Origin of the sequence: Brevibacterium sp. HMSC07C04, from assembly GCF_001815905.1 — a bacterium.
GTDB lineage: Bacteria > Actinomycetota > Actinomycetes > Actinomycetales > Brevibacteriaceae > Brevibacterium.
Genome location: NZ_KV823283.1, coordinates 100,060 through 110,010, shown reverse-complemented (window position 1 = coordinate 110,010; position 9,951 = coordinate 100,060). Strand labels below are relative to the sequence as shown.

At 60.6% G+C, this 9,951-nt stretch carries 7 protein-coding genes; 5 read left to right on the top strand and 2 right to left on the bottom strand.

Going from position 1 to position 9,951, the window contains the following annotated elements; all coding sequences use genetic code 11:
* The first annotated feature begins 337 nt into the window (after positions 1-337).
* The 4 genes from HMPREF3162_RS10575 (at position 338) to HMPREF3162_RS10560 (ending at position 3,147) form a co-directional block, all read left to right on the top strand.
* On the top strand, positions 338-919 hold the full coding sequence (locus HMPREF3162_RS10575; RefSeq protein ID WP_176747353.1) for a Tox-REase-5 domain-containing protein: 582 nt from the start codon (positions 338-340) through the stop codon (positions 917-919).
* Positions 919-2,220 carry a hypothetical protein gene (locus HMPREF3162_RS11720; RefSeq protein WP_141759597.1) on the top strand — a complete coding sequence of 434 codons (1,302 nt, stop codon included), beginning with the start codon at positions 919-921 and terminating at the stop codon, positions 2,218-2,220. Before HMPREF3162_RS10575 ends, HMPREF3162_RS11720 begins: the two co-directional genes overlap by 1 nt.
* Complete coding sequence (locus tag HMPREF3162_RS10565) at positions 2,217-2,894, top strand: hypothetical protein (protein ID WP_070777778.1); 678 nt, start codon at positions 2,217-2,219, stop codon at positions 2,892-2,894. Before HMPREF3162_RS11720 ends, HMPREF3162_RS10565 begins: the two co-directional genes overlap by 4 nt.
* 70 nt (positions 2,895-2,964) lie before the next feature.
* The gene (locus HMPREF3162_RS10560) at positions 2,965-3,147 is read left to right on the top strand and encodes a hypothetical protein (protein ID WP_070777777.1); all 183 of its coding nucleotides are present in this window, start codon (positions 2,965-2,967) and stop codon (positions 3,145-3,147) included.
* 8 nt (positions 3,148-3,155) lie between these two features.
* On the opposite strand, the gene HMPREF3162_RS10555 is transcribed toward HMPREF3162_RS10560, so the two are convergent.
* Positions 3,156-6,065 (bottom strand): ExeM/NucH family extracellular endonuclease, encoded by a 2,910-nt coding sequence (locus HMPREF3162_RS10555; RefSeq protein WP_070777776.1) that lies wholly within the window; start codon positions 6,063-6,065, stop codon positions 3,156-3,158.
* A 171-nt stretch (positions 6,066-6,236) separates the two neighbouring features.
* On the opposite strand from HMPREF3162_RS10555, the gene HMPREF3162_RS10550 reads away from it, so the two are divergent.
* Positions 6,237-8,273, top strand: a complete 2,037-nt coding sequence (locus HMPREF3162_RS10550) for an acetoacetate--CoA ligase (protein WP_070777775.1) — start codon at positions 6,237-6,239, stop codon at positions 8,271-8,273.
* 133 nt (positions 8,274-8,406) lie between these two features.
* On the opposite strand, the gene HMPREF3162_RS10545 is transcribed toward HMPREF3162_RS10550, so the two are convergent.
* Entirely contained in the window at positions 8,407-9,861 is a 1,455-nt protein-coding gene (locus HMPREF3162_RS10545; protein ID WP_141759596.1) for a hypothetical protein, read from the bottom strand.
* Positions 9,862-9,951 lie beyond the last annotated feature (90 nt).

Here is a 9,951-nt window from a genome sequence, read left to right as displayed (position 1 = left end):
CCTAGAAGAGCAGTACATCCCACCACAATTCCGCTAATGACCACACCACCGATCTGCTGAACCAGGCGACTAGGCGTACTGATCGGGGAGGTTAGTTAATCGCGTGATTGGTGGCTGGCCTCTCTCTGCGCGCAGAGAGAGGCCAGCATGGTGGTGTCCATTTTGGAGTGATTCCGAGTTCAGTGCACGTGCGCTGCCGCAGTGTTGATCGGTAACACGATCTGTTATGACTGATGAGCCTCTCGGCCTGAACATTGTGGGCTGCGAACAATGCAGTCGGGCGGCGTAATACCCCTTGCCGCGGTGATGGCCTTTATATCATTGTGGATCTCTGTGGGTGGGACGGAACAAAGGGGCCGGCTGGGGTGCTGGTAATGAGCCCTTAGAAGATCCAGTTCCTTTGGATGTTGCAAAAGCCAAGGAATATGCATCTGGCGATGTCACACTTCCAGGGGACCACCCTCCACGGACCCCGCCGGAAACGTTCGATCGGGCAACAAAAACCGACGGCTACGAATACAAGAACCGCAGCGTTGAAGAAAAAGACTGGATGAAATACCAGGAACAGATCACCGGGCACACCTCACCCGGGGACGGCAGGCTGGTCGAATACACCGTCAATATGGATGACGGATCCACAGTGTCATTTGACGGGCGCACCGAACGAAACGGCCAAGAAGTCTTCCTCGAAGCAAAAGACGGCTACGAGGTGCTGTACAACGACCCTAGAGGCACAGTCGCTGAAAGTATGGCTGAGAACCTTGAAAAGCAGGCAAAACGGCAGGTGGATGCGCTTCCAGACGGTGCGACTTTGGAGTGGCACTGCTCGACTCAAAAGGGTGCCACAGCGCTCCGAAATCTTCTTGGGAAAGATTATCCGGAGATCAAAATTGTTTATACGCCTAGGAGGGGTGTGTGATGGCTGAGACCATGTGGTCGCGGCAGGATTGTTTTGTTCGTGCGTTTTGGGCTCGGCCTGGTGAGAGTCCTGGGTGGGCTGCTGATCGGGTGATGGCGTTATTGGGGTTTGTGCAAGCTCGTGATGCCTCTTTGGGTTCGAGTCTGCTGAATGTTCCCTGGGATGGCTCGCGTGCGGAACTGCAGCGTTTGTTTGAAGAACTGCCTGTCGTGGATGACCACGGCAGACCGACAACCGCGTGGGGATACGCCGACCCGGGTCCTTTGATTACGGGGTACGAAGAGCCAGTTAGGGTTAGTCTGTCGATCGGCGCGCCGTCGGTAGGCCGCAGGATACCGTTGCATAAGGTTTCGGCCTCTGTTGAGCGGTTGTCGCCGGAGCGTACGAAGGCTTTGAGTGAGAGTCTTTTTGAGGGGTTCGTCCTTGCCTTTGATCCTCTGTATGTGGAGATGGTCACCCTTAATGAGCTGTTGATGTGGCATCGGCTCAGTTGGCATATCCGGCCTGGTTATCGGATCTGGCTTAATGATGTGGTTGGTGAGTTTTCATGGCTTGCTGATGGAATGACCTCTCAGCGTATGGGCAGCGGTACGGTGTATTCCTGTCCTGCTGATTGGACCAGTCAGCAGGTTGTTGATGCCTGGAAAGCCGTCGTTGAACGCAGCGGGCTGGATGAAATACCGCGCGACACCGTCCAGAACATGGACGTTCCCGACTACCTGCCAGTACCCGACCAGGTACGCATCATTGCACCTGAATGGTCCGACGAAGAAGAAAGTGACGAAGTGACAGAAACCCCACCCCCAGCCGAGCCAACACCCACGGGCCCACCACCAGTCGAACCAGCATCTGATGGTTCTGGTTCTGGTGTGGGGGATTCGGGTAGGGCCCAGTTTGTGTATCGACAGCAGATTACGGGTCTGCGGCCAAATGATGAGGGCCAGCTGCCGACGTGGACGCGAGCCTATGAGGTAGGTGATCATGTCATCCCTGTGCGATTCCACGGACGTACGCTGCGCGATAACGACACACGTGAAGTGTTCCTGATGGCCTTTGACGATCACGAACAGCTCTGGCGCGAACCCTGGGAACCACCCGTGCTGGCAATCATGGCCGACCTCGTCAGCCTCGCTTCCTGGCAGGCCGAATCCGTACCCCCAACATCAGCCATCGAGTGGCACATCAGCACCGTTGCCGGTGCTACCGCCATCCGCAACCTTCTGGCACAACACGGACTGGCCACACGCATCAACATCATCCTCACCCCCAACACCACCACCCAGCCAGGAGCACTAGCATGAACCCCCAAGGCACTGATGTGACAATTCGGGCGATCTTCAACCGCCCCTTGCCCGACCTTGCCGAGATCACCTCGGCAGTTGAGACCTTCATCAGCGAGATTCGCCGTGTCTTCGGCAGCGAGCCATGGGTTTCAGTCACCGGAGGCACCTGGGGGAAAGACGCCCAGGCCAATGCGCGACTGCTGCTGCGGGCCCCGGAAGACGCTTTCGGCCCGTGCTTCGAACACGGACTGGCACCAGCACTCGTGTCTTCCACCCTCGGTGCTGAAGCAATGCTGATGATCACAGCCGCCCCCATCGTCGGTGAGAACAGTCCCTTAAACCAGGTGTCTTTGCGGCTGATCACCGGAAGCAACAACGTGCTCGAATCAACTCCGCTGCACACCCTGATGCAGATGATGGTCTACGCCTTCGGACCCGTAGCCACTGTCGTGCTCACCAGCGCACACACAGCCTTCACCAACCCGCAAGACCCCTGGGACACCCCGGTCGGACACGCAGTATGGCTGCCACTGGAACCCGAACAGCTCAACCTCGAAGGCACCGATCTGCTCAGCTTCGCCGCAACAGACGGCACCATCCTCTTTGCAAGAACAGGAACCGACTCCGAACAGATCGGCGCACAGTTCCACACCGTCTACCAGCGCCACGGCATCACACAGCTGCCCCACTGACCAAACAGTCGACCCTCACACCGCAAGGTCAAACGGCAAGCCTCTGTGAGTGAGGACAAAGGGAGAGAATATGTCTGAATACGTAGAGTTCATCCCGAAAGCCGGTGCCTGCCTTGCGACTAAGAACGTGATGAGCGGGGCTGGTGTTGTCAGGTGGATGGTCCGGGAGCCTTCACAAGCACCTGTCGAGACTCCCACCGGGCGGAAGATCCCCCTGGAAGAGCAGTACATCCCGCCGAAGTTCCGGCAGTGACCCGATTGTCAGCGCTGTGCCTGTGACCGCCTACGGCTGATCAGCACAGTTGCTGCTCCGGCCGCCAGCAGCGCCAGACCAACACCAAGCGCGGTGAGCTCCGTACCAGTCCGCGGCATCGCCGATCCCGGACCCCCGGAAGAAGGGCTGCCGGTGTCTCCGGCAGCGGAGGCCTGCGAATCGGAACCACTTGAACCTGGAGCACCGTCGTTGTCCTCAGCTTCAGCGACAGGTGAGGAATCGGCGCCGTCATCAGCGGGCGCCTCGGACGGTGCAGCCGATCCGCCTGCAGTGGGTTTATCGCTTGGCTCTTCCGATGGTTCCTGGCCGGGTTCGTCGGAAGGTTGCTCGCTGGGGTCCTCGGAGGGCTGATCACTGGGCTCTTCCGATGGTTCCTGGCTGGGTTCGTCAGCCGGCGTTTCACCTGTGCTGATGCCCACTATGAGCGGATCGTGGTCCGAGGAGCGGAACTCATCCGGCTGGTACAGGTTGGTCACGTTGTAGTTGTGGCGGCTGTATTCCAGCGCAATTGACTCAACCGAGTTGATGTTCCACGTGGCCGCACCAGTCACGGCACCTGCCGGTGCAGCCGGGACAGCCGACTGGGCCCGTGTTGTCGTCCCCATCGCTTCTTTCGAGGCGAGCACGTGGTCCAAGCTGCCGGTCAGCCCACCGAAAAGGTAGGTGGGTGTGGCGCCGAAGTGATCGCCCACCTCGGTGTATCCGGCATCGTAGAAGACCTGCATCGGGTCTTCTTTCGTGTATGAGTTCAGATCACCCAGAATGAACACGCGCTTGGTGCCCATGGACTTCTTCTGTTCCTCCGCAAAGGCATCAACGGCCTTAGCCTGCGCCACGCGGTCAGCATTCGAGTTGCCCTGACCATCACCGGTGTCCTCATTGCCCGGACCCTTGCCGGATCCCTTCGACTTGAAGTGGTTCATAACCGCAATGAACTCTGAAGCCCCCGGATTCTTGACGCCGACGGCCTGGAACTTCTGCGCCAGGGGAGCGCGAGCGTTGTGGAACGCCGGACTGTCCAGGATTGCCGAATCGCCGACGGGCTTGGCTTCGGCCCTCTGATAGATGAACGCGGTGCGGATGACATCGTCACCGGTTTCAGGAATCGTCTGTGGGGAGGGGACAAAAGCCCACCGGTCTTCGCCTGCCGCGGCATTCAGCGCCTTGACCAGCTGCGACAGCGCCCAGTCGCGCTCCTTGCCGAACTTGTCGGAGCTTTCAACCTCTTCCAGCGCAACCACAGATGCATCGAGCTTGTTTATCGCAGCGACGATCTTCGTCTGCTGGCGTTCAAAATTCTCCTGGTTGTACGCGCCCCGCGGCTTGCAGCGGTTGGCGCCGACGGGGTTGCCTTCACGGTCGGTGTAGGCCCGGCACCCGGGTTCTGTGTCGCCGGTCGTGGGGAAGTAGTTGAGCACGTTGAAGCTTGCGAGCGTCATGTCACCGCCGACATCGGGAACACCTGCACGGGTGTTTTCAAACGAGGCGGGTGTCAGCTCGTCGTTGTCCGGCAGGAACCCCGTGGGCTGCAGGCGGTACTTGTCGTGGCTGTAGCCGACCACGGTGGGCTTGGTGAATGTGACTTTCGCACCAACCCGAACCGGCTTGTCGTTGCTCAAGTACGGCAGCGGAGTGTCCTTGGCGGTCTTGAAGAAGTCCGCGGTACCGCCGTCATCAAGGGTGTAGGCCTTCCGCTTGTTCTCAGCATCGATCCGCTGAGCTTCTTCTGAGCCGGGGCGTGCCACATCCGTGGGCTGGTGCAGAGTGTCAGTTCCGTTGGCCAGGCCGATTTCACCGTAGACGTTAGTGGAGTAGTTGTCCGTGACCGTGATGTCGCCGCTGGGCTGTACGAGCATGCCCTCGAGGGCTTCGCGTTCGGCAGGGTCTTCGGGGAATGCGCCTTCGTACGGCTTCGGAGCAGCAGCCGCAGCATCGAGCTTCTTCAGCCCCCTATCGTCGACAATGATCTGCGTCTGTCCGTAGTACTCGCTGACGCTGCCGGTCACTTCGACGTTGTCGCCGGTCTTGACCTGGCCCACGGTGTCTTTTGAATAGACGAAGACCCCGTGTGATCCCTTTGCGAAGTCGTGGTTGTCGCCGCCGGTGCCCTCGGTCTGAATGTAGTAGCCGCCGAGCCCGCCGGTCGGGTACGCAGCTGTGACGACACCGGTCGTGGTGACAGTCTTGCCCGCATACGGGCTCTTCTCACCATTGCCCTGGATGGTGTTGATCGGCAGGAGGTTGGCCGGATTCTCCGGGTCCGAGGGGTCTGTTGGGTCGGGCGAGCTGGTTTCAGTCGGTTCGGGGCTGTCTGGTGAATCGCACGTGCTGGGATCGGGAGCGGATCCCGGGGTGGGGGTGCCGGATTTCCACGATGAGCACTTCAGCTGAATCGACTGGTCCCTGCCGGATGCCTTTGCTCCTGTTGGTTCTGCCTGCTGGCCGCGCACCGCCGCCGGCAGTTTGCTGCTCTTGGAAGCCGTGACGCCCGTGCCGCCGACAACACCGCCGATCTGCTTGAAGTCAATCAGCTTGCCTTCGGCGCTGACCACGAAAACCGAAGCGCCATAAGCGCCATCGGCTGCCTTGCCGGTGTTGACGGAGTTCGTCAGCGGCAGTTCGACAACGTGAACGCCGGACTCACCGACAACAGTGCCCTTCGGCAGGGTGACAATCGATTCGTCGCTGTTGAGCGCCCCACCTCGGGTGACCGAGCCGACTGTCCAACCGGACAGGTCGGTGCCAGCCGGGGCGGCGATCTCAACGAAGTCGGCATCGTTCGACGGGTAGGAGATTTCCGAGATGTGAGCATCGGCCGGTGCGGCCGAAACGGGCACTGCGGAACCGAAGGCGAGTCCGACGGCAACGGCGCCGGCGAGCAGAGCTTGACGCTTCATGTGAGTCCTAACAAGCGGCGTGGGCGCACAGGGATGCGCACTGTCCAGATCAGACTAGAGCGCGCGAAGCTCAAACAGGCAACGACAAGGTGAACTCTGCCAAGGAAAGCAGATGAGACCTGCGTCACTTTTCGTAGACTGTCGCCATGAAGCGCGGCAGAAAGGAAAGCTATGGCACTCGCGGAGAACTTTGAACAAGCTCAGACCGGTGACGTTCTGTGGACACCCTCACCAGAGCGGGTCGCAGCATCGAAAATGCGGGAATTTCAGGAGTGGCTGGCTGAGACACGAGGCGTGCCGGTAGGAGACTTCGCTTCGCTGCACGCCTGGTCGGTTGAAAATCTGGGCGACTTCTGGGATGCGGTGTGGGAATTCTTCGACGTCATAGGCGATCGCGCAGACAGCCCCGCCGTTGTGGGATCTATGCCGCATGCGCGCTGGTATGCGGGAGCACAGATCAACTACGCCGAAAACATGCTGCGCTGGGCTGACCACATGCCGGATGACGAAGCACTCATCGGCCTGGACGAGGATCTGGACAGGCGTGCCTTGAGTTGGGCGGAGCTTGCGGGGCAGGTGGGCGCGCTTGCTCAGTGGCTGCGCTCATCCGGGGTGGGTGAAGGCGACGTTGTCTGTGCCGTGCTCCCGAACATTCCCCAAGCTGTCGTCGGCCTGTTGGCCAGCGCATCCGTTGGCGCGATCTGGTCGGTTGTCGGTGCTGAGTTCGGTTCGGCGGGAGTGTTGGACCGGTTCGTTCAGCTTGAGCCTAAGGTTCTGCTGACCGCGGACGGCTACAGGTTCAACGGCAAGCAGATTGATCTGCGCCCATCCGCCGCTTCGCTCCTGGAGCAGATGCCCAGTGTTCAGACCCACGTGCTGGTCGACAATCTTGGTGATCGGCTTCCCGCTGCTGATCCGGTCGACCTGAGAGTGCCAAGCGTCGTCTTCTCCGACATCGTCGCCGCGCCGCAGAAACCGGAGTTCACCCGGGTGGAGTTCTCGCACCCGCTGTGGGTTGTCTTTTCGTCTGGCATAACCGGCAAGCCGAAGGGCATTGTGCACGGCCACGGGGGCATTGTCCTGGAGGCGGCAAAAACTGTTCTGCACAGCGAACTCAAGCCGGGGCTCTTGGCCTACACGGCGGTTTCGCCCACGTGGATCATGTGGAACATACTGGTCAATTCCCTCGGTGCGGGTGTGGGCATCGTCGTCTATGACGGTTCCCCCGTGGCAGGTTCGGCCTCCCGCCATTTCGAGATCGTCAGCCGCGAGAAAGCCAACCATTTCGCCACCGGTGCAGCGATCCTTCAGATGATGGAGAAAGCCGGGGCCAAGCCAAGGGCCGAGTACGATCTGTCGTCGCTTCGAACAATCCTCTCGACGGGTTCGCCGCTGCCCGGTTCAACGTGGAAGTGGACGTACGAGTTCGTGGCACCGAACATTCGCGTGGGTTCAGATTCTGGTGGAACTGATATCTGCACCGCCTTCATCGGATCGAACCCGCTGAACCCGGTGGTGCTGGGCCAGCTGCAGGGACCGTACCTGGGTGTCGCAGCCGATGCCTTTGACGCGCACGGCAATTCGGTTGTAGACGAACTGGCTGAGTTCGTGGTGACCAAGCCGATGCCGTCGATGCCGGTGAAGTTCTGGAACGACCCCGACGGCAGCCGGTACAGAGATGCGTATTTCGATGTGTACCCCGGCGTATGGCGTCACGGCGACTGGGTGACGCGCTCGGCTGACGACCGCTGGGTGATCCACGGGCGTTCGGATTCGACCATCAACCGAGGCGGCATCCGCATGGGCTCTTCGGACATCACCAACGCGGTCAACCGGGTCGAGGGCGTGCAGGCGTCCATGGTGATCGGCGCTGAACTGGGCGATGGCGATTACTATCTTCCGCTGTTTGTTGTCACCGTTCCGGGTGTGGAGCTCGATGAGCAGCTGCGCTCCCAGATTGTGCAGACGATCCGCTCCGAGGTGTCTCCGAGGCACGTGCCCGACGAAATCATTGCCGCACCGGGTGTTCCCATGACACGCACCGGCAAACTTCTCGAGGTGCCGCTGAAGAAGGTCTTCCAGGGACAGTCGCCGGATGTTGTCAATCGCTCAACTGCTGCCGACAGCGAGATCCTCGACTGGTATCTCAACTTTGCCAGCCGCTTTGCCGAGGGGGCGGCTGACCAGGAAACAGACAGCAAGGGCTGATGTTCGACACTTGAGGTTCGGCTCTTGAGATTTGGTACTGACATTAGGCCCCGGGGGGGGACAGCTGATGCTGTCCACCCCTCGTGCTGTTCACCCAAGACTGCGGTGCGTCCGGGTTGAACGCGCTGAGCAGTCAGCCTCGTTTTCGGGTGAAGCCCAGCGCTGCCGCGCCGATTCCCAGCAGGACCAGTCCCATTCCGGCACCAACCCGCCAGTCCGCACCAGTGCGGGGGAGCGCTTCAGTTTGCTTCGGCTGCTGTGGTGTGGGCGTTCCCTCGCCTCCGGCTTCCGGTGTGGACTCAGGTATAGGTTCCGGCGTTGGCTGCTGCGGTGGGACCGATGGAGTTTCCGCAGGCGTCGGAGTTTCTTCCGGTGCTGGTAAGTCAGACGGTGTCGGCTCTCCTGACGGCGTGGGCTTTTCCGGCGGGGCAGTCGGGTCCTGCGGTTGTTCCCAATAGACGGTTTCTTCCGGGATGCCCCAGTCGGATACCCAACCGTCTGACTTTTCGCTTTCACGGATTTCGACGGTCCACGTGGTCCAGCCTGGTCGGCTTGTCATCGGTTCGGTTGTCAGCTGAGCCCTTCCGTCGCCGTCGATGCGCGCGGTGAGCTCCTGTTCGCCGACCAGCGTTCCCTGCGCTTCGGCCTTCTGGACGGGTTCAGATTTCGAATGATAGGCCCGCGCGATCACCGACAGCGTCGAGTTCGGCGGTGCCCCGCTGATGGTGATCGTGTCAGTCGTGCTTCCATCGGCAGCGATGTCAGCCCTGGTTTTGGCTTGTGGTGCAAACGGCAGCTGCGTGTTGGCCGTTGCCTTGGCAGTGACTTCTGCGGGAGCACCGGTTGTTACGTTCTGAACTCGCTTGCCGTCAGTGGGTGTGTAGACCAGAACATCGGTGCTCGGCAGTCCTGAAGCCGTGGCTTCGATCGAGACCAAAGCCCCGGGTGCTGCTGGGACTGACACTTCTGTGCCTGACCGGACCTGCTTGCGCAGGCTTGTGGCCGCGCCGGTCACGACAACATCGACGGGCCAGTCCAGCTGTTTGCCCGCGGCCGAGGCGAGAACCGGGGTTGTGAACACCTTTCCGTCGCGGTGTTCAGGTTCCAGGGTCAGTGTGTACGGGCCAGCGTAGTCTGCAGCGTCTTTGCGCATCTGGGTGAACATGTCTGCCGCCTTCGCGAACTTCTTGCCGAGCTCTTTAGGCGCGCGGACCTTCATGCTGTGTCGGTGGGGCAGTGCTGTGTCGAGCTTTACGATTGCCGATAGGGCGGCCTGCCTGCTGCTGTTCTTCGACTCAGCGTATTCGGCAAGCAGCCATGCCGTCTGCGGAGTTCGCACCGATGTCGGCTCAGCGCCCTTGAAGTGGTGTGGCCGCGGGGACGGCAGTCCCGCATCCAGACAGTAGGAGGGCTTTCCGTCGATAGTGAGGTAGGCGCCGTAGAAGGTTCTGTGCGCCCCCTCTTTGTGCCACAGCCCCGGGCCGTGGAAGTCATCGTTCGCGGCCGCCGGCCCCATGAGCGCGAGCGCCATTATGGCGCTGAGAATAATGAGTGCGCTTGTCTTCAGCGCTGTCAATAGTCTGTTCATAGCCCCCATCAGACAGGCGGTGCTGGCATGATCTCTACGGTCGGCAAAGGCTGTGGAAAGCGACGGCTTCTTCCACAGGCGTGAGCGCAC